The following is a 25648-nucleotide window of genomic DNA, read 5'->3' on the forward strand; positions in this document are numbered from 1 at the left end:
CAGCCATTTGTATCGCGAATTGCGCCACGACGAAGAATGTGTATGCTATCCGTAATAGATAATCGCATTGCAGCGTCGATGGATAAAAAGGCAAATATTCTGTGGGACGACGGGGAACGTATCTTCTGGAGGGAACCGTCCACGACGTTAGCTGGCCAGGATGTATTGCATGCGCGGCTCGCCGCAGAGCAGCCCTCGCCCGCCAGTCTCGAGCGTCTTGCCCGCGAGTTCGGGCTCAGAGACGAGCTTGATGGCGAATGGGCAGTGCGCCCGCAAAGACTGGTGCGCGAAGGCGGTCAGGCCTTGTTGTCGTTCGACGACCCCGGCGGCGAGCCGCTCGCAAGGCTGCTTGGCGCGCCGCTCGAGACCGGGTATTTCCTCGAACTCGCCATTGGCATTGCCGCCGCGCTCGGCAAGCTGCATCAGCGGGGCCTCGTCCACAAGGACCTCAAGCCCGCGCACATCTTCGTGCATTGCGCCGATGGGCGGCCACGGCTCGCCGGATTTGGCCTGGCCTCGCGCCTGTCACGCGAGCGGCACGCACCGGAGCCCCCCGAAACCATCGCCGGAACGCTCGCCTACATGGCGCCCGAGCAGACTGGCCGGATGAATCGCTCGGCCGATTCGCGCAGCGATCTGTATTCGCTCGGTGTCACGTTCTACCAGATGCTCACGGGCGCCCTGCCGTTTGCCGCCAGCGACGCCATGGAATGGGTGCACTGCCATATCGCAAGAACGCCGTTGCCGCCGCACACACGCGTGGATGCCGTCCCCACGGCCATCTCGCGCATCGTCATGAAGCTGCTCGCGAAGACCGCCGAGGAGCGCTACCAGAGTGCCGCCGGTGTCGAGCACGATCTGCGGCGTTGCCTCGCCCACTGGCAGCGTCACGGTCACATCGACGACTTCGCGCTGGACGAACACGGTGCCCCCGGCCGGCTCATGATTCCCGAGCGGCTTTACGGGCGCGAGCGCGAAGTCGATTCCCTCGTCACCACGTTCGCCCGTATTCTCGAGAACGGCGCGCCGGAACTGGTGCTCGTTTCCGGTTATTCGGGCATCGGCAAATCGTCGGTGGTCAACGAGCTGCACAAGATACTCGTGCCGCCACGTGGATTGTTTGCGTCCGGCAAGTTCGACCAGTACAAGCGCGATATCCCCTACGCCACGCTTGTTCAGGCGTTCCAGGGGCTGGTGCGCATGCTTCTGGGCAAGTCCGAAGCGGAGCTGACCCGCTGGCGCACCGCATTGCTCGAGGCGCTGGCGCAGAATGCGGCCCTCGTGAGCGACCTGATCCCTGATCTGAAGCTCATCATCGGCGAGCCGCCCCCCGTTCCGAAACTTGAACCACAGCAGGCGAAACAGCGCTTCCTGCAGGTGTTCCGGCGCTTCATCGGCGTATTCGCCCAGGCCGATCATCCATTGGCGCTTTTTCTCGACGACCTGCAGTGGCTCGATGCAGCGACACTGGACCTGCTCGCGGATCTGCTGTGCCAGCCGGACCTGCGCTACCTGATGGTCATTGGCGCCTACCGCGACAACGAGGTGGATGCCACCCATGCGCTGACGCTCAGGCTTCAGGCCGTCCGGAACGCGGGCGCGAAGATAGCGGAAATCCGGCTCGCGCCGCTCAACCGTGCACACATCGGGCGTCTGATCGCCGATGCGCTCCACTGTGCGCCCGAATCGATCGAGCCTCTGGCGCACCTCGTGCGTGACAAGACCGGCGGCAATCCGTTCTTCGTCATCCAGTTCCTGCATGCGCTGGCCGAAGGCGACCTATTGACGTTCGACCCTGATGCGCGGCAGTGGCGCTGGGATACCGAGCGCATCCACGCGAAGGGTTACACCGACAACATCGTGGACCTGATGGCCGGCAAGCTGACCCGCCTGCCGTGCGCAACGCAGCACGCGCTGCAGCAGCTTGCCTGCCTCGGGAACGTCGCGGACATCGCCACCCTCTCGGCTGTGCTCGGCATGCAGGAGACGCAGGTTCATGCCGTGTTGTGGGAGGCGGTTCGCCAGGAACTGGCCGTGCGGCTCGAAGGCGCTTACGCCTTCGTTCATGACCGGGTCCATCAGGCCGCCTATTCGCTGATCCCGGAGGCATCGCGCGCCGACGCCCATCTGCGCATCGGCCGGCTGCTCATCGCGCAGACGCCGGACGACAAGCGCGAGGAGGCGATCTTCGAGATCGTGGGGCAACTCAATCGCGGGGCCGTGCTCATCGGCGACCAGGACGAACGCGAGCAACTGGCCGAACTCAACCTGCTCGCCGGCCAGCGCGCCAGGGCGGCGACGGCCTACACCTCGGCGCTCGCCTATTTCAGCACCGGCGCGGCGCTACTGAGCGACGATTGCTGGCAGCGTCGCCATGACCTGCTCTTCACGCTAGCGTTGAACCGGGCCGAATGCGAAATCCTCACGGGACAGCTGCTGACCGCCGAAGCGCAACTCGCGGCCCTGGCAAGGCGTGCCTCGACCCCGCCCGAACGCGCCCAGGTTGCATGCAGGCAGATGGAAATCTACGTGCTCCTTCGCCAGACTGACACCGCGATCGCTGTTGGCCTCGCCTTCCTTCGTCACGCAGGCATCGCGTGGTCGCCTCATCCGGATGAGATGACCACGCGCAGCGAATACGAGCGCATCACTTCACTGCTCGGCGACCGGAGCATCGAAGCACTCATCGATCTGCCGCCAATGAACGACGTGGCCGCCCTGGCAACCATCGAGGTGCTGACCACCCTCGTTCTGCCTGCCATCGACACCGATGCGAACCTCGCCTGCCTGACGCTGTGCAAGGCAATCAATCTCAGCCTCGAGCATGGCAACGCCGATGCCTCGTGCGTGGCCTACGCGCGTTTGCCCAGATTTTCCGTCCTGCTTTTCGGCGACTACAAAGTCGGCTTTCAATTCGGCCGGCTCGCCTGCAAACTCGTGGAGGAGCGCGGCCTCGAACGGTATGAAACGCGCACGTATCTGTGCTACTCCCTGTATGTGGCCCGCTGGGTGGAACCCGTGCGGGCATGCATTGACCAGCTGCGCTGCGTGTTCGACACGGCGCACCGGACCGGCGACCTGACCTATGGCGCCGTCGCGTACGCCCACCTCGTCCAGACACTGCTTCTCATCGGCGACCCGCTGCCCGACGTACAACGCGAGGTCGAGTCCTGCCTTGCGCACGCGAAGAAGCTGCAGTTCGGCATCACCGTCGACTTTATCGAAGAAAAACTCGCGTTGATCCGGACCCTCCGGGGCTTGACGCCCGTGTCAGGCAACCTTGACGACGCGCAGTCTGACCAGCTGCACGCTGACCCCGGCCTGCCCCAGTCCCCTGTTGAAAACACAAGATGGTACTGGCTCCGGAAACTGCAGGAGTGCTATCTAGCTGGCGAGTATGAGGAAGCCATGGCGGCTGCGTCGAACGCACAAGGTCTCATCTGGACCACCGCGTACGTCTACAACGAGGCGGCCGAATACTACCTCTATGCCGCGCTGGCGCAGGCTGCCCGTTGCGACGCCATCCCGTCTGGCGAACTACCGCAGCACCTGGAAGCACTGAGTTCCCGTCACGACCAGCTTCGCATCTGGGCGAATCTGTGCGCGGAGAACTTCGCAAGCCATGCCGCGCTGGTCGGTGCCGAAATCGCCCGTATCGAGAACCGCGTAGTCGACGCCGAGATGCTCTACGAGCAGGCTATCGAAACCGCAAAAGAAAGCGGCTTCACGCACGTTGAAGCAACGGCCAACGAACTCGCTGCGCGCTTTTATGCAGCCCGCGGCCTTCAGAAGATTGCGCGCGTGTACATGCAGGACGCGCACTATGGCTATCTGCGCTGGGGCGCCAACGCAAAGGTGCGGCAGCTCGAGGAAAAGTATCGGTACCTGCGGACCGAAGAGCCCGTGCCCGGACCGACAAATACGATAGCCGCGCCAATCGAGCACCTCGAGCTGGCGACCGTGATCAAGGTCTTGCAGGCGGCTTCAGGCGAGATCCACCTTGAAAGGCTGATCGAGATGGTCATGCGCACGGCCATCGAACAGGCGGGCGCGCAGCGAGGTCTGCTGATCCTTTCCGACGGGGACGATCACCGCGTTGCAGCGCAGGCCACTATTGCCGGCGACGGGGTGCGCGTGCAACTGTCCGACGAACCGGCCACTGCAGCGTTGTTGCCGGAATCGATCCTCAACCATGTCCTGCGTACGCGCGAGAACCTCTTTCTGGACGACGCCGCAACCGATCCCAAGGCCGATGCCGATCCCTACGTGCGCGAACATCGCGCACGCTCTATTCTGTGCCTGCCGCTGATGAACGGCGCCAAGCTCATGGGCGCGCTCTACCTCGAGAACCATCTCACTGCCCGTGTGTTCAGCCCCGCCCGGATCGCCGTGCTGAAACTGGTGGCCTCGCAGGCTGCGATTTCGCTCGAGAATGCCCGTTTGTATCGCGACGTTGCGCAACGCGAAGCCAAAATCCGCCGCCTCGTCGACGCCAATCTCATTGGAATTTTCATCTGGGGCCTCGACGGACGACTGATCGACGCCAACGATTCATTTCTCCACATGTGCCAGTACGAGCGTGAGGATCTGGAGGCCGGGCTCCGATGGTACGACATGACGCCTCCCGAATGGCAAGCGCGCGTCCCACGCGAGTTGGAAGAGCTTGAGGCGACCGGCGCGCTGCAACCCTGCGAAAAGGAGTTCTTCAGGAAAGACGGCAGCCGCGTACCCGTCCTCATCGCCGGCGCGGCATTCGAAGAACAGCCGAACCAGGGCGTGGCTTACGTGCTCGATCTGACCGGGCAGAAGCAGGCGGAAATGAGAATCCGCGAGAGCGAAGAACGCTATCGCGAGATCCAGGCCGAACTCGCCCATGCGAACCGAGTCGCGACCATGGGGCAACTCGCGGCCTCGATCGCTCACGAAGTCAGTCAGCCCATTGCCGCGACGGTGAGCTATGCCGAGGCTGCACTGCGATGGCTGAACCGCGAGCCTGCCAACCTCACCGAGGCCGGCCTTGCGCTAGGCGGGATTGTCAGGGACGCCAACCGTGCCGGGGACGTGCTCTGGCGACTGCGGCAACTGATCAGAAAAGCGCCACGCAAAAAGGAACCCGTCAACCTCAACGAGGCGATTCGCGAGATCGCCGAACTGGTCCAGGGAGAAGCACGAAAGAGCGGCACCCAGCTCACGTTGCAACTCGCGGAAGATTTGCCGGTTATCGAAGGCGACCGTGTGGAACTGCAGCAGGTGCTGCTGAACCTGATCATCAATGCGCTCGAGGCGATGAGCAGCCTCGATGGCGTGCGGAACGTGCACATCAGCACCGGCGAGGCCGAGGGTGCCTGCGTGATCGTGACGGTGCGCGACTCGGGCCCAGGCTTTGGCCCGAATGCCGAGAACGCGTTCAACGCGTTCTATACCACGAAGGAGACCGGGCTCGGCATGGGGCTTTCAATTTGCCGCTCGATCATCGACGCACATGGCGGACGCCTGTGGGCGAGCGACTGCTCGCCGCGCGGCGCAGCCGTTCAATTTACGGTACCGCGGCATTCCGCCGTTTGATCGCGACGGTAGCGGTTGCAACCAAAAGGCGGCGTCAACGAGCGCTTAGGAGCCCGGATTGTGAGCGTTGCCCGGGCATTTGCGCGATCGCTCGAGGAAAAAGGCATACAGGCATTTTTACGTGACCGCTTTGATCGCCACATACCTGGCCCGCGTAATCGACGACATCAACCGCCGCCAAGTGGGTTGACGGGGCCGTTGAACAGGCGGCCAACTGCACTGCGAACTGGAGAGCCACGACAACGCGCAACATGGAATTGACCCAGGAAAGACATTCAGCCAGGCGGGTGTGCACATCCGGACAGCTTCGTCAGTTTTGATCAGGCGCGGGCATGGGGCGCTTCAGAGATGCGGCCGTGCTGTCAGTCTGGGCGTTCCCGTGTACGAGCAGGTCGTACTTATCCTTCGAAATTCCGCGTTCGGCGTAAATAAAGGCCGCGACTTGCCAGATCGCGTCGTCCGATTGCGTCTTCCCAAACGACGGCATGGCCGTCATATTCACGCCATGTTTGATCGTCCAGAACATCAGCGCGGGCTTATTCCGGCGGCTCGCTGACAACAGCGAGGGCGCGGCGGGCTGAATACCCTGCCCAACGGCGCTCAGTGGCCGGTCAGGTGCACCATGGCAGAGGGCACAGCTTGCGTCATACATTCGCGCACCTGAACGAATGTTTTCAAATGAAAGCAAGTCGCCAGGCGCGACATCGGACCCGGCATGCCTATGCAACGAGGCCTCGTAAGTTCCGTGCAGCAGCTTCGCGACGATCGGATTGTCTTTGGAGCTTGCCGAGACGTCATACACCCCGGAGTACATGAAGGCCAAACCTGCGGCGCCGAGCACGACGAAGAGCGCCACAACGGTAGCGACAACGGTCGCCATTCTGGTACGAAGAAACATCATGATGTTTGTATCGCGCAGCGTTTGTGGAGCTTCAATTCTCCATGGCCCTGCTTGCCGAAAAGTGACGCGTGGATTACCGATTTGTCATCTTGGGTCGGCCCGCAACCCGACCTGAGCGCCCTCGCCCCGCACCTTGAACGACCCACGCCGTGCGGCCAGAAACGACCAGTCGGTGGTAAGGTGCATCGGAGATTCGGACGTTCACTTCGCGCCGGTATCGGCCCTCGCCAAAGTCCATGCGCTCGAGATGATCCCCTCTGCCCGGTACGTTCTGGCATTCGTTGTCAATGTGGCATTGCCTGCATTGGCTTACCGGATGGCGCTTCCCCACTGGGGGATACCCGGCGCGCTGATGGCGTCGAGCATACCGTTGCTGGCCTGGATCACTTTCGATTTCGCGCGTTTTCGGCACTTCGATGCCTTGAGCGCAATCGTCCTCGCGAGCCTGGCGCTGTCGCTCGCCTTGCTAACGTCGCCTGCTGGTCGATGGTTGCGCGAAGCACGTGAACCCCTGGTAGGCGGTTTCATTGGCGTGCTTTTTCTCCTCTCGTTGCCGGTCAAGCGTCCACTCGTGTTCTATCTCGCGAGATCGACGCTGGCGCGAGAGCGCGAGGGACGCGAACGGGAATTCGACGAGATGTGGCAATCGCGCCCGGCACTCGTGAGATCGATCCGGCTCATGACGGCCGTTTGGGGAATCGGCCTCGTCGCTGAGAACGTGATTCGGGTCTATATCGTCGGGCACGTTGCCGGGCACGACGTGGATCGGCTCTCGACTTTGGTCAGATATGGCGCTTATGCCGGGCTGACGGTCTGGTCGATTCTCTACCGACGCGCCTACATCAGGAATCAGCAACCGCATGCCCAGTTTGAGAAATGATCCCGGCTTGAGACAGACAGCGCGCATGAAATGGCGGTCGCGATCTGCATTCGCGTATCAATGGAACAGTTCGGCGTGAGCCAGAATTCCGCGACCGAGTCCCCCGGTTATGAGCACGCTACCGTTGGCTAGCAGCGTTGCCGTGTGCTGCTCGCGCGCCCAGCTCAGGCTTGCGGTCGGCGTCCAGGTGCCCGTGGCGGGATCGTAGAGCTCGTCCGAGTAGAGGTCGCTCCCGGCCAGTCCGGCGGCCGCAAGCACGCGGCCGTTGGGCAGCAACGTGGCGCTCAGGAAGTCGCGCGCATGGATCAGGCTGCCAGTCGGTGTCCATGTGCCAGCGGGGACGTACCGTTCGACCGACGACAGTTCGACGTTTCCGTCCGTTCCGCCTATGGCCAGCACCGTACCGTCAGGCAGCAACGCCGTGGCGAAGTTGGTGCGCACCTGACTCATGCTACCCGTGGGTGACCAGGTGCCCGTTGACGGGTTGTAGAGTTCCGCAGAAGCCAGGACGCCTGAATCCGTCGCCCCGCCCACGACGAGAACGAGACCGTTGCCCAGCAGCGTCGCAGTATGGGAGAAGCGCGCTTGCGCCATGCTGCCTGTTGGCGACCAGGTTCCCGTTGCCGGGTTGTACAACTCAGCCGACGACAGCGTTCCCGACTTTCCCTCGCCGCCCGCAACGAGCACGAGGCCGTTGGGTAACAGCGTGGCCGTGTGAGCGTCACGCGCATCGCTCATGCTGCCGGTGGACGACCAGCTACCGGAAGCCGGGTCGTACAACTCCGCCGACGACTGTTCACTGCCAACGCCCGTTTTGAATCCACCCGCCACGAGCACGTGGCCGTTGGGGAGCAGTGTCGCCGAGTGGGATTGCCGCGCCTGGCTCAGGCCGCCAGTCAATGTCCAGGTGTTCGCAACCGGATCGTACAGTTCGGTGGAGGCCGTGACCTGTTTTCTTTGCCCCCCAGCGACGAGGACCTGGCCATTGGACAGGAGCGTGGCCGTGTGCCGGAACCGCCCCTGACTCATGGAACCAGCCGGTGTCCACGCTCCGGTCGCCGGTTCGTCGATGCCGATGACGATCTGCACCGTGACGCTGCCAGCACTGTTGCTGCCGGTAAACGTATAGGTCGTCGGCGGCTGCGCCGTGGTCGGCGTCCCGCTGATCGCGCCCGTCTGCGGATTCAGGCTCAATCCGGCGGGCAACGCGGGCGAGACCGAGAAGGAGGTGATTTCATCGCCGGTGGACTGCGGCTCGTCGTACGAGATCGGATGGCCCACGACGTAGATGGGAGCGAGATCCCAATAGCTGAGGCTTGCCGGCGGCTGAGTGGCAGCGTGCACCTCGATCGTGAGTTGGGTCTCGACAAAATCGGCACTGTTGCTGCCGGTCACCGTGTAGACGGCCGGCGGGCTGACTGCCAGCGGTGTGCCGGAAATGACGCCTGTTTGCGGATCGAACTGAAGCCCCGCAGGCAGCGCCGGCGAGATGCTGTACAGGGTAATTTCTCCGCCTGTGGCGATCGGCGTGTTGGGAATGATTGCCGCGTTGGTCGTATAGATCACTGCGGCGTTCAGGTAGCTCAGGCTTTCCGGAGGAACCACTTCGGCCTTGACCTCGATCTCGACCTTGATAGACTCGCTTCCTGCCGCATTGCTGGCGTTGATCGTGTAAATGGTGTCGGGAGAAACGCCATTTGGCGTGCCGCTGATCGCGCAGGTCTGAGGATCGAGCGATAGCCCCGCAGGCAAAGGCGGCGATATGCTGCACTGTGTAATGGGGCCACCGCTGATGCTGAGCGTATCGGGAACAATTTCAGCGCCCTGCGAGTAGACCACTGCAACATCGCGTTCGGTCAATCCAGCCGGCGCCGACACGGGCGTGGTGTTGCCGCCTCCACCACCACCGCTGCAACCTGCAGCCAGCGTCGCGGCAAGCAGCAGCGCGCAGGTCACGTTTTGCTTGATATGCATGGATTCGACCCTCGCTCGGTTTTATCAGCTTAGGTCGTGTGGCGAAAATCAGCCACAAAATAGTGGCGAGCACGGCATGACCTGGTTAGGAAACGTGCCCAGTGACTCCCCTATAAGCATGACATTCGCGTCCAGAGCTGGCTTACGCCACCGTGGGTTAGTTATCCGAAATTGATCGTCTGGGTTAGTCTGGCTTATCGAGCTACTTCATCACGATAGAACGCGTAGACAGCAGCTTCTCGTTTTCACGTTGGACAGCCTCCATCAAATGATGGAGGCCAAAACGATCACTCGCGCATACGATTGAAATGAACGACAACGTCAACGTTTGAGCGCTATAAAGTGCGGCAAACGTCGAACGAAAGTCCGGGCCGTTTGCGGCCCGAATCAACTGGAGTCACTCACCTGGAGGTGGGCAATCATGAAGCCGCTAGTCCACACAGTTTGCGCGGTCGCCGTTATTGCGATGCCAATTGCATCGTCGGCGCAGTCAGACGGAGCGCTGACGCGCTCGCAAGTGCAAGCAGAAATCGCTCAGCTACAACAAGCCGGCTTCAATCCGGCGAATGCGAATACCGTCGACTTTCCTGCCAGTATGCAGGCCAACGAGACCAGTGCTGCGGGCCAGAGCAGCGGCTATGGCCCTGCAACGAACGGGTCGTCCCAGACGGGACGTCCGGCCAGCCCGAGTGGGATGAAGCCGGTTTTCTTTGGCGGGTCGTAAGCGTTTTCGTCTGATTGATCTGGGCGATGTGGAGCATGCCGTCTGTAGTTGGGACGGCGTGGGAGGTCGTACTGTGCGCCGCGATGGCGGCCGAATGTCGGTCGCCACTTGCGGATTGCCGCCGCTGGAGCTTTCGTTGGCGGCAATGCTGTCGTTGCATAGACAGCCATCAGACATTGCATCCGTGCCCCCACCTTCTAAGTAAACATTTCCGGCCGCAAGTCGCTGACCTCGATGATCACATCGGCCGGCAGATTTGCCCGACGTGCGGCGGCGCGGATGGCGTCGGCGTTGGGCGCCTCATACAGGCAATAAGTCTTCTTCTTGTCGGCGCTGAGAAACGAAAAAAGCCACTCGACGCCCTCCTCGTCGTTGATTCTTTTCACAATTGCGGCACTTTCGCCCGTGACCTCGAGTTGTTCCGCAAAATTGCGTTCAATCATAAAGCGCGGCATGTGATTCTCCTTGAGTAGCGGCGGACCATTGCGCGTCAAACGGTGCGCCAGCCTGTGCTATCTTCTGGGCCAAGCTTCTGTCTGCGCGGTGCCGATGCGCTCCACGAGCGCGAACATCTTGAGTTTTTTGGCTGCGGCTGCGGCCATCGACAGCAGATTTTGCGCTCGTGCTCTATCTTCGCTGCCATTGCGCGCCGCCAGCATGAGCGCGTATTCATGCCGGCCATGCGCCAGCCAGGGCCACGCGCGCAAGCGCTCATCCATGTGCAGCGCGTATTCGAAATGCTGTTCGGCAGCAGACCAATCGCCGAGAGCATGGGCCAGTACGCCAAGAAACCGTGCCGCAGATCCGCAGCAAAGCGTAAAGACTGGAACCGTGACGACCTGATCGCGGAATGGCAGGAGAAGGGCATAAATCCGTTCGGCACGTTCGACGTCCCGCAGGCGCGCGGCAACTTCAGCTAGATAGGTCAACGTAACAAGCCGCTTGCTGTCCACGGGGATACCGGATTCCGATTCCGCGATCCGTTCGAGATTGTCACGGGCCTGCGCTTCGAAGCCAAGATCGTTGCAAATCAACATGAATCCTGGCCGCCACGTAGTGTCCTCGGAATGCTCATCGACAAACCGCTTGAAGATCGGCGCTACCTCAGCGAGCCGGCCCTGTTCGCGGCGGACCGTAAACATCTGCATGCCATAGACGCCCGTTGCGAGATTCGCGTCAGCGTTCTGCGCCATCTGCAACGAGTCGCGCGCCTTGCGCTCCGCTTCGGCGAAGTCGCCAACGAGTATGGCCCGCATTGCCTGGGCCCCCGTAACGCACCACTTGTCGACGAAGTGCTGTCCGCTGGCGGCAATCTCCCGATACCGTTCCAGCGCGCTCTCAAAACTGTCCACCTCGCCGATCTCCAGATAGCCGGCAAGACATCTGGCGCACGCATGACCGATGGTATGGGCATCGCCGAGATCTTCCGCAATCTGCCTGAGCTCAAGCAACACGCTTTCTCGCTGCGCAAACCGGTTAGCAGGCAACGGGAGAGCCCCGACATGCATCAATTCGCACGCCAATGCGTCGAACAGGCTCGGCAGATCGTTCAGGCGTCTGGCGAGATCGACGACCTCCAGGGAAAATTCACTACGTTGTTCGCGTGCACCGGTCATATGAACTGTGCGAACAAGGCGACTCAACAGGCGGCAACGTTCGACCGACTCCTCGGTGCCGATCAGGGTCAGCGCCTCCTCCAGCAGAGCAATCGATTCATCTCCGGAGCCTTCGAGGAACGTCTCGGCGGTGTCAAACTCCAACGCTGCCTGCACGAGATGCGACGTCAGCTTCCGTTCGCGGGCAATGCAGGCCGCCTCGCGGAAGGTCGCGATCGCCTCGCGCTGCGCCAGTCTGAGCTCTGCTCTGCCTCTTGTCAGCAGCAGCGTCAGCAAGTGGCTGGACCGAGTCGGCTCGCTGCAGGAGCAGCGGTTGACCAGCTCAAGACCGCGCCGCACATGGGCGATCGCCTCGTCGTAGGCGGCACCCGCAAGTGCCCGCTGCCCGGCCTGCTGCCAATAGCCGATCGCGCGATCCGGCAGATCGGCTGCAGCGAAGTTTTGAGCGATCAGTTCGGGTTGCCGCTCGACGACGTCCGGATAATGTTCTTCAAGAGCGGCGGCGATTAGCGCATGGTAGTGGCGACGGTGCGCAAGCAGCAGGGATTGATATGCAATCTCCTGGATCAATGCGTGCCGGAATAAATAGGCGTCCCCGCCAGTGAGTTTCCCTGAAGCTGGAATAATGATTTCGGCCGCGATCAGGCAATTGAGCTTTTGCTGAAGTTCATCCTCCGGCCGCGACGCAATCAACCCAAGCAGCTTCCTGCCGAACTCACGTCCCACTGTCGCTGCGATCTGCGCGGTTTCCTTGACTGCTGGCTCCAGCCGGTCGAGCCGCGACAGCAGCGAGCCCTGCAGCGTGTCCGGAATCGCGATCGTCTGCGCCGTGCCTTTCAACTCGTAGCTGACGCCGGCATCCTGCAACAGATCGCCCTGGAGCACGGCCTTGGTCAGTTCCTCGACGAAAAGCGGCACACCGTCCGTCTTTGAGACGATCTGATCGAGTACCAGATCCGGAAGCCGTTTGCCACCCGTCAGTCGCCTGATCATCGCAACGCAATCGCGGCGCGATAGCCGATCGAGATTGATCTGTACGAGATGAGGGTAAGTCCATCCCGGTTCAAACTCGGGCCGCGCGGTGACCAGTACCATTAGCCTGGCGGACACCAGTTGTTCAACCGCAAGCCGAACAAACTCCAGGGATGACGGATCGATCCAGTGCGCGTCTTCAACAACGACAAGTACCGGCTGAACGCGCGTTGACGCTTCGAGCATCGCCACCAGCACGTCGAGCGTCCGGCGCTTGAAGGAAGGGGAAGAGGTGTCAACGGCCGGACGGCGATCTCCTTTTGGCATCCAGAGCAAGTTTGAAAGAACAAGAAGCGTCTCGTCGGCATCGACCCCGAGTCTTGCAATTCCTGCCGCCAGTCGCTCCCTATCCGATGCATTCGAAGCGTCCAGGCCGACGCCGAACGTGCGCTGCAGCCAGCGTTGTACCGGCCAAAATGGGCTGTTGCGATAGTACGCGGAACAGTGAAGCGAAACGATCGTATGGGCATCTTCACTCATGCCGTCGCAGAGCGCCCGCAGCACGCGAGATTTGCCGATTCCCGGCGCGCCGGTCAACAGCACGCAGCGCATCTCGCCATCGACACTCTGTTTCCAGCGACCCCGGATCATCTCGAGTTCCGCGGCCCGGCCGATGAGCGGTGTGATTCCTTGGGCCGCCCTGATTTCGAAGCGGTCGATCGTATCCGCTTGCGCGAGTACACGTTGAACCCGGACCGGACCCGTGACCCCCTTCAGTTCATGGCATCCAAGGTCTTCAAGCTTGAACGATCCTTCGATCAGGCGCTGGGTGGCCGGTCCCACGACTATCGCATCGGGCGGGGCGAGCGACTGTAGCCTCGCGGCGATGATTGGCGCCTCTCCAACGATCGAGCGCTGAACGAGCGAAGATCCAGCGCCAATCGCGCCGACTACGACAAGTCCCGTCTCGATCCCGATCCGCGCCTGCAGGCGCACGCCGTACTCCGGCTCGATGAATTCGTTGGCCTCACGAAGCGCGGCGATGGCGGCGAGAGAGGCAAGCACTGCACGTATGGCATCGTCTTCGTGCGAATCAGGATAGCCGAAATAGACGTCCAGGCCGTCGCCGATATAATGCGCGATATGGCCTTCGTGAGCTTCAATCGCGCGCGCACAAGCTTGATGGTAGACCCCTAGCAGACGTCGCATGTCCTCTGGATCGAATCGCTCCGCTAGCGCTGTCGAATCGATGAGGTCGACGAACATCACCGTGATTTGCCGCCTCTCTGCATCGATGGCTTCGGAAGCCGGCGACGAAGACAAGGCTCTGCATGCCTCCACCGGCACAATCGAATGTGCGTGGGATTCGGTCAGCGCCGCAAGTCCTTTTGCGAGCCGCTTCCGGTCGCCAAGGGTAAGGCCAAGTTCCTTCAGGTCAGCCTCGGAAAGATCGCCGAGCACATCCCAGTCAATCCCTTGCGACCTGAACTTTGCAGCGTGCGCGCCAAGGCCAACCTGCGCTAACCATGTCGTCAGATCGTCGGTCATTGCTGCATCTCTGGAATGCCCATCCAGCCTTATCATCGGCGAGGTAGCGCAACTTGTCCATGCGGCTCACACCTCTTCGCGGCAGGTGCGGGGACGGTCGCGTGCGAGTGGACTTATTAAGTAGTTGCGACGAACATTGCGTCGCCTCGTGACTTGACGAGTGTCGTCTCCTCGCGCGTCCACTTCGCTGCTATTTTCTGCGTACGTAGATCACCGTGCGAAGGTCGATTGTTTAATTGGAGGCCAGCTCCGTTCGAGCGAAATCGGCCGGCTCTTGCCGTCCCGAACCTGCGACGATGCTGCCACAACAACTGACTGGTTCGCGTCCACCAATTGTTGCCCGACTACCTACGGGTACTCGGCCATCCGGTCACCGTCAGCAGCCGGCCCATTGCCGACGCGTTGCCGTGACGATCTCCTTCCGGCTGAAGGGAGATCCAGTGTGCGCGACTGGTAGTGGCCGCAGACCGACCCACAGCCTCCACCCGACCCACCCCCCCGTCGCCAGCGCTGCGATGCTTATCGCCGCTACCGCCAGAGCCGTGCAGTAAGCCCCCCCCCTCTCCAGCCTTTGAAGGACTTTGCAAGGTCCTGCACGATGTGCGGGATGCATGCACCACCGCGGGCACATTTGCGACCCATTCCGGATCAAGTCCGGTTCAGTGCACGCCCGCTCCCCGGCATCCTCTTCCCCCTGAAACCCTTGTCCCGCAAGCCCCTCAGGCTACAACCGGCTTGATGGCACAGTTACTGCTAACTTGAGTTCAAACTTGTATTCAAGATTGAACTCATGTCTAAAGACGCACGTTTCAGGGTCCGCGCCCTGCTCGAGTCCTATGCCCGCAAAAGCGCAACGCCTCGCGAGGTCGTCGAGACGTTGATCGCCCGTATCGCGGCCGCGAGGCGCCCGGAAGTCTGGTTGTCGCGTGTGAGCGAGGACGACCTCGCCCGCCGCGCCGCCGAACTCGAAGAAGCGTACGCGCGCCAGGGCGCTGCGGTCTTCGAGCGGATGCCGCTCTTCGGCGTACCGTTCGCCGTGAAGGACAACATCGACGTCGCCGGCATGCCCACCACTGCGGCTTGCGACGCCTTCGCCTACACGCCTCGCGCATCGGCCTTTGCAGTCGACCGCCTGCTCGATGCGGGCGCCATCCTCGTCGGCAAGACGAACCTCGACCAGTTCGCGACGGGCCTCGTCGGCACGCGCTCGCCCTACGGCCGGGTGCGCCAGTTCGAATCCGATGCATACGTCTCCGGCGGATCGAGTTCAGGGTCGGCGGTCGCGGTTGCAGCCGGGCTCGTCGCGTTCTCACTCGGCACGGACACCGCGGGTTCGGGGCGCGTCCCTGCGGGCTTCAACGAACTCGTGGGTCTGAAGCCAACGCCGGGCCTCGTGAGCAAGCGCGGCGTGGTTCCGGCATGCCGAAGCCTCGACTGCGTATCGATCTTCGCGCACGACGTCGGCGACGCCTGGGAAGTCCTGTTGCAGATGGCCAAGTACGACGGGCACGATGACTACGCGCGCCGCGTGCCGTCACTTGGCTTGCCCCATGCAGCGCTGCGCCTCGCCGTGCCGGAGCCGCTGACATTCTTCGGCGACACGCAGGCGCAGCAGGCCTTTGCCGCCACGCTCGACACGCTTGCCACGCGCCTTGCGTTCACGCCGGTACACGTGCCGTTCGAGCCCATGCAGCGCACCGCGGCTCTCCTCTACGACGGCCCCTGGGTGGCAGAGCGGCGGGCCGCGCTCGGTTCGTTCTTCGAGGCGCATCGCGCCGATATCGATCCGGTTGTCGCCGAGGTCATCGCCAAAGCCGACAGCTATAGCGCCGTCGATGCGTTCAATGGTCAATACGCACTCGCCGCGTTACGCCGCGAAGTCGAAGCGATGTTCGAGGAAATCGATGTCCTCATCGTGCCGACCACGCCCACCCATCCGAGCTTCGACGATGTGCACGCGGACCCGATCGGCGCGAACAGCCAGCTAGGCGTGTATACCAACTTCGTGAATTTGCTCGACCTTTGTGCGCTCGCCGTGCCCGGTGTGCGTCGAGCGGATGGCCTGCCGGCAGGCGTCACGCTTATCGCCCCCGCAGGGGCCGACCAGCGGCTCGCCGTACTCGCTGCACAAATCCAGGCGATTTTCGTGCCTCACGCCGCGGCCGAAGACGCCGCCAGCATCGCCGCGAAACCCCTGCCCTTCGAGGAGCCAACGGTGACGCTCGCCGTCGTCGGCGCGCATCTGCGCGGGCAGCCTCTCTGCTGGCAACTGCTCGAGGCGGGCGCGCGGTTCATCCAGACAACCCGCACCACATCGCAGTACCGCCTCTATGCGCTCGCCGGCACGACACCGGCCAAGCCGGCGCTCGTGGGTACGCCGGACGAGCCGGGCCAGCCCATCGAGATCGAACTCTGGGAGGTGCCGCTGCGCACCTTCGGCGCCTTTGTTGCCCGCGTGCCGGCACCGCTGGGCATCGGCAGTGTGCAGACAGCCGACGGGTTGATCGTCAAAGGCTTCATCTGCGAGCCTGCGGCTGTCGGGCCGGGAAGTGGCGCACGCGACATCACCGAATTCGGTGGCTGGCGCGCATGGCTCGCCACCGCGGTCGAGGTACACAAATCCGTTTGATACGCATGCCTAAATTTAACGAATCCAATTCGTGAGGAGTCCAGCCATGACCAACCGACGTCATTTTCTCAAGGGCGCGGGCGCACTCGCCCTCGGCAGCGCCTTTCCATTCGACCTCGCCTTCGGCGCCGAACCGCTCACGGTCGGCGTGATCTACGTGGGTTCGCGCGGCGACTACGGCTACAACCAGGCCCAGGCGCAGGCGGCAGCCGTCATCAAGAAGCTGCCGGGCGTGAAGGTCGTCGAGGAAGAGAATGTGCCCGAGACCGTCGCCGCGCAAAAGACGATGGAGGCGATGATCGAGCAGGACGGCGCCACGCTGATCTTCGCGACCTCGTTCGGCTATTTCGATCCGCATGTGCTGAAGATGGCGGCCAAATACCCGAAGGTTCGCTTTGCACACTGCGGCGGCCTCTGGAAGAGCGGCAATCCGGCCAACATCTCGAGCTATTTTGGCTACATCGACGAATGCCAGTACCTGAACGGCGTCGTGGCGGGCCATGCGAGCAAAACGAAGAAGCTCGGCTTCGTCGCGGCCAAGCCGATTCCGCAGGTCCTGCGCAACATCAACTCGTTCACGCTGGGCGCGCAATCGGTCGATCCGTCGATCACCACGCATGTGATCTTCACGGGCGACTGGTCGATGCCGGTGAAAGAGGCGGAAGCCGCGAACAGCCTCGTCGATCAAGGTTGCGATGTCCTCACGTGCCACGTGGACGGCCCGAAGGTCGTGATCGAGACCGCGGAAAAGCGTGGCGCGATGAGCTGCGGCTACCACGCAAGCCAGGCGGCGCTGGCGCCGAAGGGCTATCTGACGGGTGCCGAATGGGACTGGGCCACGCCCTACAAGCTGCTCGTCACCAACGCACAAACGGGCAAGACGCAACCCAATATCCTGCGTGGCGGCCTGCGTGAAGGCTTCGTGAAGATGTCGCCGTATGGCGCGAAGGTGACCCCGGATACCCGCACGAATGCCGATGCAATCAAGGCAAAGATGGTCGCGGGCGATTACGTGATCTTCAAGGGGCCGATGAAGGACAACAAGGGTGGTAGCGCCATCGCGTCCGGCACGAGTTACGCCCAGACCGATATCGCGCTCGAAAGCATGAACTATCTGGTTGCCGGTGTGGTTGGCCAGATCTGAGGATTGCTTGCGTCCTCACCAGGAGTTGTGATGTCCACTTCCCTTTCGCCGGTTCACGGGCGGCCGCGAAGACTGCCCGCTGGCATTGCGCGTCTGTTGCTTGCCGTACTGCCTGCGTTGCCGACGCTCTGCGCGATCGCCGCCACGCTGGTGCTGTTCGGCGCGTTCCTGCTCGTCCAGGGGCAGCCGGCCGTCGAGGCCCTTGACCTCATTGTCCAGGGCGCTTTCGGCTCGTCGTTCGCGTGGCAGAACACCTTGCTGCGCGCCGCGCCGCTCATGCTGACTGCCCTGTGCGTCGCGCTGCCCGCCCAGGTCGGCCTGATCGTGATCGGCGGCGAAGGCGCGCTCGCGCTCGGCGGGCTCGCGGCGGCCGTCGTGCCGCCATGCCTGCCGCACGCGACGCCCTGGTTCATCGCCATGCCCTTGATGGCCATCGCCGGCATGCTCGCGGGCGGTTTGTGGATCAGTGCGGTAGGCGCGATGCGTCAATGGCGCGGCGTCAATGAGACCATCAGCAGCCTGCTGATGTCGTATATCGCCATCGCGGTTTTCAAGTTTCTGGTCGAAGGGCCGCTGCGCGATCCCGCGAGCCTCAACAAGCCGTCGACGCTTCCCATCCCCGACGCCATGACCATCGGCTCGCTGCCGGGTCTCGACGTTCACTGGGGGCTCTTCTGGGGCGCGCTCGCGTGTCTCGCCGCCTGGGTGCTCGTGCGTCACAGCACGCTTGGCTTTGCGATGCGCATAACGGGCGGCAACGTGCGCGCGGCGCGCCTCGTTGGTTTGCCCGTGGGCGGACTCGCGCTCACCGCCTGCGCGCTCGGCGGAGCATCGGCAGGACTTGCCGGGATGTTCGAAGTCGCGGCCGTGCAAGGCAGCGCGAATGCGTCGCTGCTTTCCGGCTACGGCTACGCAGGCATCCTGGTCGCCTTCGCGGCGCGCCAGAACCCGTTCGCCGTGATCGTGTGCGCGCTGATGGTCGGCGGCATCGAGGCGAGCGGCAGTCTGCTGCAACGCCGCCTCGATCTGCCCGACGCCGCCACGCTCGTGCTGCAGGGCCTGCTGTTCGCCAACCTGCTCGCGTGGGAGGCGCTCGCGCCTCGCCTCGCCGCCTGGCGCGTGAAGCTGCAGGCCGCCGCGCTCGACGCCTCTTCCGTCTCGCTGGAGCGTACTCATCATGTCTAGCCTCCACTCGCCTGTCGCGGTGTTGCTGCTCTCGCTATTCGCGGGCGCCATTCGCGTGAGCACGCCCTATCTGTTCGTGAGCCTCGGCGAGTGCCTGACCGAGAAAGGCGGACGCGTGAATCTCGGCCTCGAAGGGATTCTCGTCTCCGGCGCCATGTGCGGGTATGCGGGCTCGTATCTCTCGGGCTCGCCGTGGATCGGCGTGCTCGCGGCGGCGGCGGCCGGTCTCGTGCTTGGCTGCCTCCACGGTCTCGTCTGCTCGCTGCCGCGGGTGTCCGATATTGCATTCGGCATCGCGCTCATGCTGTTCGGCACCGGCCTCGCGTTCTATCTCGGCAAGCCGTTTATCGAGCCGCAGGCGCCGATGCTTCCGTCGATCGATCTCGGCGCGTGGGCAGCCTCGCCGCAAGTGCACAACGCGCTGCACATCAACCTGCTCTTCGTGATCGGCGTCGTGCTCGCCGTCGCGCTGCAGTGGGGCCTGCGCTCGATGCGCTGGGGCATGACGCTGCGACTCGTGGGCGAGAACGCCGAGAGCGCCCGCGCCATGGGCTACCCGGTCACGCGCGTGCGCGTGCTGGCGACGGCGGTGGGCGGCCTCTTCGCGGGCGTGGGCGGCGCGTATCTCTCGCTCGTCTATCCCGGCAGCTGGAACGAGGGACTGTCGAGCGGCCAGGGCCTCATGGCCGTCGCGCTCGTGATCTTCGCGCGCTGGCAGCCGCTGCGCTGTCTCTGGGCGGCGCTGCTGTTCGGCGCCGCCGGCGCGCTTGGCCCGGCCCTGCAGGCAATCGGCGTGACGACCGGCTACTACCTCTTCAACGCCGCGCCTTACGTGCTGACGCTCGCGCTCATGATCGTCAACTGCCGGCCCGACCGCACGCTGGCCGGTGCGCCGGGCGAACTGAGCCTCACGCGCTGAGCGTGAACGCCGCCTGAACGGCCGACCCGAATCGAGAATCGCGTGCGCCCGAAAGCGCACGCCCGGAGAACGAAAATGACCCAGTACATCGAAGCGCGTCCTTACCCGTGGCCTTACAACGGCGACCTGCGCCCGGACAACACGGCGCTCGTCATCATCGACATGCAGACCGATTTTTGCGGCTACGGCGGTTATGTGGACAAGATGGGCTACGACCTCTCGCTCACCCGCGCTCCGATCGAGCCGATCAAGCGCGTGTTGGGTCTCATGCGCGATCTGGGCTTCACGATCATCCATACGCGCGAAGGGCATCGCCCGGACCTGTCCGATCTGCCCGCGAACAAGCGCTGGCGCAGCCGCCAGGCGGGCACGAATGGCGTGGGCATCGGCGACATCGGACCGTGCGGGCGCATTCTCGTGCGCGGGGAGCCTGGATGGGAGATCATCGACGAGCTGGCGCCACTGCCCGGCGAGATCGTCATCGACAAGCCAGGCAAGGGCTCGTTCTGCGCGACGGACCTGGAGCTGATCCTGCACACGCGCGGCATTGCCAACCTCGTGCTCACCGGCATCACAACCGACGTGTGCGTCCACACGACCATGCGCGAGGCGAATGACCGCGGCTTCGAATGCACCCTGCTCGCAGACTGCTGCGGAGCAACCGACAAGCGCAATCACGACGCGGCGCTCAACATGGTGCTGATGCAGGGAGGCGTGTTCGGCACGGTCTCCGATTCGGCGGCGCTCGTCGCTGCCCTGGAGCGCTGATCATGGCGAGCCCGACGCGAGCGCTCGGCGTCGAGGTAATCGGCGCTACCAAGTCATTCGGTGCGTTCCGCGCACTCGACGACGTCACGATCAAGGTGACGCCCGGGACCGTCCACGCGCTGCTCGGGGAAAACGGTGCGGGCAAGAGCACGCTCGTGAAAGGGCTCGTGGGCTACGGCGTGCTCGATCACGGCGCGATCCTGGCCGACGGACGCGAGGTGCACATTACGTCCCCGCGCGATGCCCAGGCGCTCGGCATCGGCATGGTCTACCAGCATTTCACGCTGGCGGCCGGGCTGAGCGTCGAGGAGAACCTGCTCCTCGCACGCGGCAAGCTGCCGTGGAAGATCGACTGGGCGGCGCAGCGCAAGGCACTCGACGCGTTCATGCGGCGCATGCCGTTTCGCCTGGCGCTGGACGCGCCCGTGTCGTCTCTCGCGGCCGGTGAGAAACAGAAACTCGAGATCCTCAAGCAGCTGTATCTGGAGCAGCGTTTCCTGATCCTCGACGAGCCGACGTCCGTGCTCACCCCTCAGGAAGCGGACGAAGTGCTCGGCCTGATGCGCAAGCTCGCCTCGCGCGGCGACCTCACGGTCCTGATGATCACGCACAAGTTCCGCGAGGTGATGGCCTATGCGGACAACGTGACCGTGCTGCGCAAAGGACGCTTCGTCGCGACCTGCGCCGTTGCCAACACCAACCGCGACCAGTTGGCCGCCTGGATGATGGGCAGCGACGCGAGCCTCGAAGCGCGCGAAGGGGCCGCCGAAGACGCCGGCGAGGCACGGCTTGCGCGCCGGACTCACTCGCCTGACGCCCCGGCACTGCTCTCGCTATCGAGCCTTTCGGTCGTAGACGACCGCGGCCACGCCGCAGTCCGCGAAGCCTCGATCTCGGTGCGGGCGGGAGAGATTCTCGGGCTCGCAGGCGTCTCCGGAAACGGCCAGAAGGAGCTGATCGAAGCGCTCGTTGGCCAGCGCAAGGTCGTCTCGGGCGAGATGCGCGTAGAGGGCGCGCCCTATGCCGCGACGCGCGAGGAAATGACCCGGCTGCGGGTGTTCGCGCTTCCGGAGGAGCCGCTGCGCAACGCCTGCGTCGCGGGGATGAGCGTGGCGGAGAACATGGCGCTGCGCGATTTCGATCGCTCACCGCTGCGGCGCTGGGGATGGTGGCTTGACCGTCGTGCGATGCGTGCGCGCGCCGAGCGGCTGATCGCCGAATTCAACGTGCGGCCGCCGCTGCCCGAACGCGCCATCGGCACGCTTTCCGGCGGCAATGTGCAGCGCGCCGTACTGGCACGCGAGCTAGGTCAGGAAGTGAACGTGCTGATCGTCGCCAATCCGGTGTTCGGACTCGACTTCGCCTCTGTGGCCGATATCCATGCCCGGATTCTCGCGGCTCGCGATGCCGGCGCGGCGGTCCTGCTCGTGAGCGAAGACCTCGACGAACTCCTGGAACTCGCCGACCGCATTGTCGTGATGGCCGAAGGCCGCCTCGTGTACGAGACGGCGGCGAGCGTTGCGGATCGCGTGGTGCTTGGACGTCACATGGCAGGCCATGGCGACGAAGGCAAGCCGCAGCCGGACGAGGCGACCGTGCTGCATGCAAGCGCCTGAGCCGACACTCGAACGACACACAGCACAAAGGGAGAAGGACAGCGATGACAACCATCGCCCGGGCCAAGCCCGTTCCGTTCACGTTCGACGCGCGCCACACGGCGCTCATCGTCATCGACATGCAGCGCGACTTCATCGAGCCAGGCGGCTTTGGAGAGGCGCTCGGCAACGACGTGTCGCTGCTCTCCGGCATCGTGCCAACGGTGGCGCGGCTGCTCGCCCACGCACGTTCCGAGGGCTGGCAAGTGGTACACACGCGTGAATCGCACGCACCCGACCTGTCCGATTGCCCACCGGCCAAACGCCTGCGCGGCACGCCGAATGCGCGCATTGGCGACGAAGGGCCGATGGGCCGCATCCTGGTGCGCGGCGAGCCCGGCAACGCCATCATCGATTCGCTGCGGCCGCTCGATGGCGAACTCGTCATCGACAAGCCTGGCAAAGGCGCTTTCTACGCCACGCGCCTGGGCGAGGAACTGGCGATGCGGGACATCACGCACCTCGTGTTCGCGGGCGTGACAACCGAGGTCTGCGTGCAAACCTCGATGCGCGAAGCCAACGACCGAGGCTATGAATCCCTGCTGATCGAGGATGCAACGGCGAGCTACATTCCCGCGTTTCGCGACGCCACGATTGCGATGATTCATTCGCAGGGCGGTATCGTCGGCTGGACGGCCCCGCTCGACGCCCTGCTGGAGGCAGCCCGATGACGCTCGAACTGAACCGGCCCGAAATTGTCGCGCAGGTGCAAGCGGCTTTCGAGGCTTACGAGCGCGCGCTTGTCGACAACGACGTCGAAACGATGAACGCACTCTTCTGGGACGCACCGGAAACCGTACGCTACGGCATCGCCGAGATTCAGCACGGCGGCGAGGCGATCCGCCGCTGGCGGGAGACCTGTGTGCCCGTGCCACGCTCGCGACGCCTGCATCGCACCGTGGTGACGACTTTTGGCGCCGACTATGCGACGGTGAGCACGGAGTTCACGAGCGACGCAACGCCGTTGACAGGCCGCCAGATGCAGACGTGGGCGCGGCTGCACACTCCGGACGATACGTTCGGCGGCTGGATGATCGTGGCGGCGCACGTGAGCCTCATCGAACCTGTCTAAGCGCGGATAATAAGGAACCGGCTTTCGTCGCCCGCGTTACACGGGCGCGCTGCAAAACTATCGACGTTTTCTACACCCGACTCATGAACGACTTGCCCGAAGCGGCCGCCGAGGCCTCCCCAGCATCTGGCGCGAAGATGGTCTATAGCGCGAACCCGCTTGCGGAACAGGTGTATCAGCTGATCAAGCAGGACATCTTCAACTTTCGCCTGTTTCCCGGCGACCGCTTTTCCGAAAACGACATCGCCCAGCATTACGGTGTGTCGCGCACACCGGTTCGCGACGCCCTGTTCCGCCTGCTGCGCGAAGGGTATCTCGAGGTGGGATTCCGGCGTGGCTGGAAAGTCTGCGATATCGACTTCAACCGGCTCGACCAGCTCTACGACCTGCGCATCGTGCTCGAACTGGCGGCGATCGAGCGGCTCCCCGGCGTTCCCCACCACGCCATGGACGCGTTGCGGGCCGTGTGGTGCATCGAGGAAAGCGAACGCGAAAGCGATCCGGCTGCAATGTTCGCACTGGACGAGGGCTTTCATCGCGGCCTCGTGAGCGCAGCGGGCAACGACGAGATGCTGCGCGTGCATAACGAGGTGACCGAGCGTATCCGTATCGTTCGGCGGCTCGATTTTCTCAAGGCGCATCGCACGAGCGCGACCTACGACGAGCATTCGACGATGCTCAATCTCATCGATCGCAGGAAGTTTGCCGAAGCGAGCATCCTGCTGCGCGCTCACATTACGCAAAGCAAGCTGGAGGTGCGAAAGATCACGCTGTCGATGCTCGCAACCGCACGCGATGAAAAGCTGCCTTTCGTGAGCTAGGTTAGCCAGGTCAGCTAGATTAGAAGTGCTTCGTATTCTTCGCGGAACTGGTTGAGCGAGCTTTCCACGACAGTCACCGCGCCGTCGATGAGACCGCAACGTCCGCTGCCCGGAAGAATGCGGCACAGGTTCTCCAGCGAATCGAGATCGGCGCGTACGCCTCGGCCGGTGTCGAGCCGGTTGAGAAGCCGCATCAACTGAAACGTCCCGCCCTTGCACGGCGGACACTGCCCACATGAGCCCTGGGCGAAAAAGCTCACGTACTCCGCGACCTTACGCACGATGCTGGTGCCTTCCGAAACGACGATCATCGCGCCCGTGCCAAGACGTGAGCGGCGTTGCCGGACCGAGTCGAAGTCGAGCGCGACATCGAGTTCGCGTTTCGTCAGCAGGGTGTTGGAGGGGCCGCCGGTAAAGACCGCCTTGAACTCCTTGTCCTGCAGCATGCCGCCGCCGCACTCGAAGACGAGCGTCGCGAGGCTCGTGCCCATCGGCAGTTCGTACAGACCGGGACGCAAGACGTCGCCGGAGAGCGAGTAAAGCTTGGTTCCCGCGGCATTGCCAATGCCCAGGTCCCGATACCACTGTGCACCATGGCGCAGGATTCCCGGTACGTGAGCCAGCGTCTCCGTGTTGTTGACGATGGTCGGCGCGCCGTGTACCCCCTGTTGTGCGGGGAATGGGGGTTTGCGCCGTGGAAACGGAAAGCCGCCCTCCACACTCGCAATGACCGCCGTCTCCTCTCCCCCGATGTACAGACCCGAACTGGGGAGAACGAGAAGTGTGATGGTCTTTCCGATCACCTGTTCGATCGCCGTGAATAGCGGATGCTCGTGCCACTGCCGCACGGCTTCGCGAGTGACCGCGAGTGCCTGTTGCTCATGCGGGTTCACATAAAGCACGACGTGGTTGGCGCGAGTGGCGAGTGCGGCGATGAGCGCGCCTTCTATCACCTGGTGAGGCGTATGTTCCAGCAGAAAGCGGTCCTTGAAGGTGCCGGGCTCATCTTCGTTGCCATTGCAGATGATGTACTTGTCCCCTTCGGGCGCGGCGGCAACAGGCGTCCATTTTCGATGCGTCGGGAATCCCGCGCCGCCCATGCCGCGCAAGTCCGCCGCGGCAATTTCCGCAATGATCGCTGTGGGGTCTTGCAGCGCCCTCTCGAGTCCTTCACCGCCACCGCGCGCGAGCCAGCCATCGAGATTCGCGCCTACGCGGATCTCATCGCGCAACAGAATCTGATTGAGCTTGTCCATTGGCGCTCCGTGGATCGCG

At 63.4% G+C, this 25648-nt stretch carries 17 protein-coding genes; 12 read left to right on the plus strand and 5 right to left on the minus strand.

The genetic code is table 11. The annotated features are described in order from the left end of the window. Positions 1 to 78: 78 nt before the first annotated feature. The gene (locus U5A58_RS24305; protein WP_321963363.1) at positions 79 to 5565 is read left to right on the plus strand and encodes an AAA family ATPase; all 5487 of its coding nucleotides are present in this window, start codon (positions 79 to 81) and stop codon (positions 5563 to 5565) included. A 310-nt stretch (positions 5566 to 5875) separates the two neighbouring features. Here the strand turns inward: U5A58_RS24305 and U5A58_RS24310 are convergent, their stop codons facing one another. Further along, positions 5876 to 6466 (minus strand): cytochrome c, encoded by a 591-nt coding sequence (locus tag U5A58_RS24310; protein WP_321963364.1) that lies wholly within the window; start codon positions 6464 to 6466, stop codon positions 5876 to 5878. 133 nt (positions 6467 to 6599) lie between these two features. Here U5A58_RS24310 and U5A58_RS24315 point away from each other — a divergent pair, with 133 nt between their 5' ends. After that, positions 6600 to 7346 carry a VC0807 family protein gene (locus tag U5A58_RS24315; protein ID WP_321963365.1) on the plus strand — a complete coding sequence of 249 codons (747 nt, stop codon included), beginning with the start codon at positions 6600 to 6602 and terminating at the stop codon, positions 7344 to 7346. Positions 7347 to 7403: 57 nt separating this feature from the next. Here U5A58_RS24315 and U5A58_RS24320 read toward each other — a convergent pair whose 3' ends face one another. Further along, the gene (locus U5A58_RS24320; protein ID WP_321963366.1) at positions 7404 to 9320 is read right to left on the minus strand and encodes a kelch repeat-containing protein; all 1917 of its coding nucleotides are present in this window, start codon (positions 9318 to 9320) and stop codon (positions 7404 to 7406) included. A gap of 421 nt (positions 9321 to 9741) precedes the next feature. On the opposite strand from U5A58_RS24320, the gene U5A58_RS24325 reads away from it, so the two are divergent. Further along, the gene (locus U5A58_RS24325; protein WP_321963367.1) at positions 9742 to 10044 is read left to right on the plus strand and encodes a DUF4148 domain-containing protein; all 303 of its coding nucleotides are present in this window, start codon (positions 9742 to 9744) and stop codon (positions 10042 to 10044) included. Positions 10045 to 10241: 197 nt separating this feature from the next. Here U5A58_RS24325 and U5A58_RS24330 read toward each other — a convergent pair whose 3' ends face one another. Continuing rightward, positions 10242 to 10499 carry a DUF4242 domain-containing protein gene (locus U5A58_RS24330; RefSeq protein ID WP_321963368.1) on the minus strand — a complete coding sequence of 86 codons (258 nt, stop codon included), beginning with the start codon at positions 10497 to 10499 and terminating at the stop codon, positions 10242 to 10244. Positions 10500 to 10556: 57 nt separating this feature from the next. Beyond that, positions 10557 to 14180, minus strand: coding sequence for an AAA family ATPase (locus tag U5A58_RS24335; protein WP_321963369.1), 3624 nt, complete (start codon positions 14178 to 14180; stop codon positions 10557 to 10559). Between the two features lie 790 nt (positions 14181 to 14970). On the opposite strand from U5A58_RS24335, the gene atzF reads away from it, so the two are divergent. The 9 genes from atzF to U5A58_RS24380 all read left to right on the plus strand — a co-directional run bounded on the left by atzF (position 14971) and on the right by U5A58_RS24380 (position 24373). After that, positions 14971 to 16809, plus strand: a complete 1839-nt coding sequence (gene atzF, locus U5A58_RS24340) for an allophanate hydrolase (RefSeq protein WP_321963370.1) — start codon at positions 14971 to 14973, stop codon at positions 16807 to 16809. 46 nt (positions 16810 to 16855) lie between these two features. Then, a complete protein-coding gene (locus tag U5A58_RS24345) occupies positions 16856 to 17953 on the plus strand; it encodes a BMP family ABC transporter substrate-binding protein (protein ID WP_321963371.1) in 1098 nt (365 codons plus the stop codon). A 30-nt stretch (positions 17954 to 17983) separates the two neighbouring features. Next, on the plus strand, positions 17984 to 19138 hold the full coding sequence (locus U5A58_RS24350) for an ABC transporter permease (protein WP_321963372.1): 1155 nt from the start codon (positions 17984 to 17986) through the stop codon (positions 19136 to 19138). Continuing rightward, complete coding sequence (locus tag U5A58_RS24355; protein ID WP_321963373.1) at positions 19131 to 20057, plus strand: ABC transporter permease; 927 nt, start codon at positions 19131 to 19133, stop codon at positions 20055 to 20057. The genes U5A58_RS24350 and U5A58_RS24355 overlap by 8 nt, the downstream gene beginning before the upstream one ends. A 75-nt stretch (positions 20058 to 20132) precedes the next feature. Next, the gene (locus tag U5A58_RS24360; RefSeq protein WP_321963374.1) at positions 20133 to 20825 is read left to right on the plus strand and encodes an isochorismatase family cysteine hydrolase; all 693 of its coding nucleotides are present in this window, start codon (positions 20133 to 20135) and stop codon (positions 20823 to 20825) included. Positions 20826 to 20827: 2 nt separating this feature from the next. Further along, positions 20828 to 22441: an ABC transporter ATP-binding protein gene (locus tag U5A58_RS24365; protein WP_321963375.1), complete on the plus strand. Its 1614-nt coding sequence runs from the start codon at positions 20828 to 20830 to the stop codon at positions 22439 to 22441. 44 nt (positions 22442 to 22485) lie between these two features. After that, positions 22486 to 23151 (plus strand): isochorismatase family cysteine hydrolase, encoded by a 666-nt coding sequence (locus U5A58_RS24370; RefSeq protein WP_321963376.1) that lies wholly within the window; start codon positions 22486 to 22488, stop codon positions 23149 to 23151. Further along, complete coding sequence (hpxZ, locus tag U5A58_RS24375) at positions 23148 to 23552, plus strand: oxalurate catabolism protein HpxZ (protein ID WP_321913247.1); 405 nt, start codon at positions 23148 to 23150, stop codon at positions 23550 to 23552. Before U5A58_RS24370 ends, hpxZ begins: the two co-directional genes overlap by 4 nt. A gap of 83 nt (positions 23553 to 23635) precedes the next feature. Next, entirely contained in the window at positions 23636 to 24373 is a 738-nt protein-coding gene (locus U5A58_RS24380) for a GntR family transcriptional regulator (RefSeq protein ID WP_415774287.1), read from the plus strand. Between the two features lie 14 nt (positions 24374 to 24387). Here U5A58_RS24380 and U5A58_RS24385 read toward each other — a convergent pair whose 3' ends face one another. After that, positions 24388 to 25629: an NADH-quinone oxidoreductase subunit F gene (locus U5A58_RS24385; protein WP_321963377.1), complete on the minus strand. Its 1242-nt coding sequence runs from the start codon at positions 25627 to 25629 to the stop codon at positions 24388 to 24390. Positions 25630 to 25648: the final 19 nt, after the last annotated feature.

Origin of the sequence: Paraburkholderia sp. J7 (assembly GCF_905220155.1) — a bacterium.
Classification (GTDB): Bacteria; Pseudomonadota; Gammaproteobacteria; order Burkholderiales; family Burkholderiaceae; genus Paraburkholderia.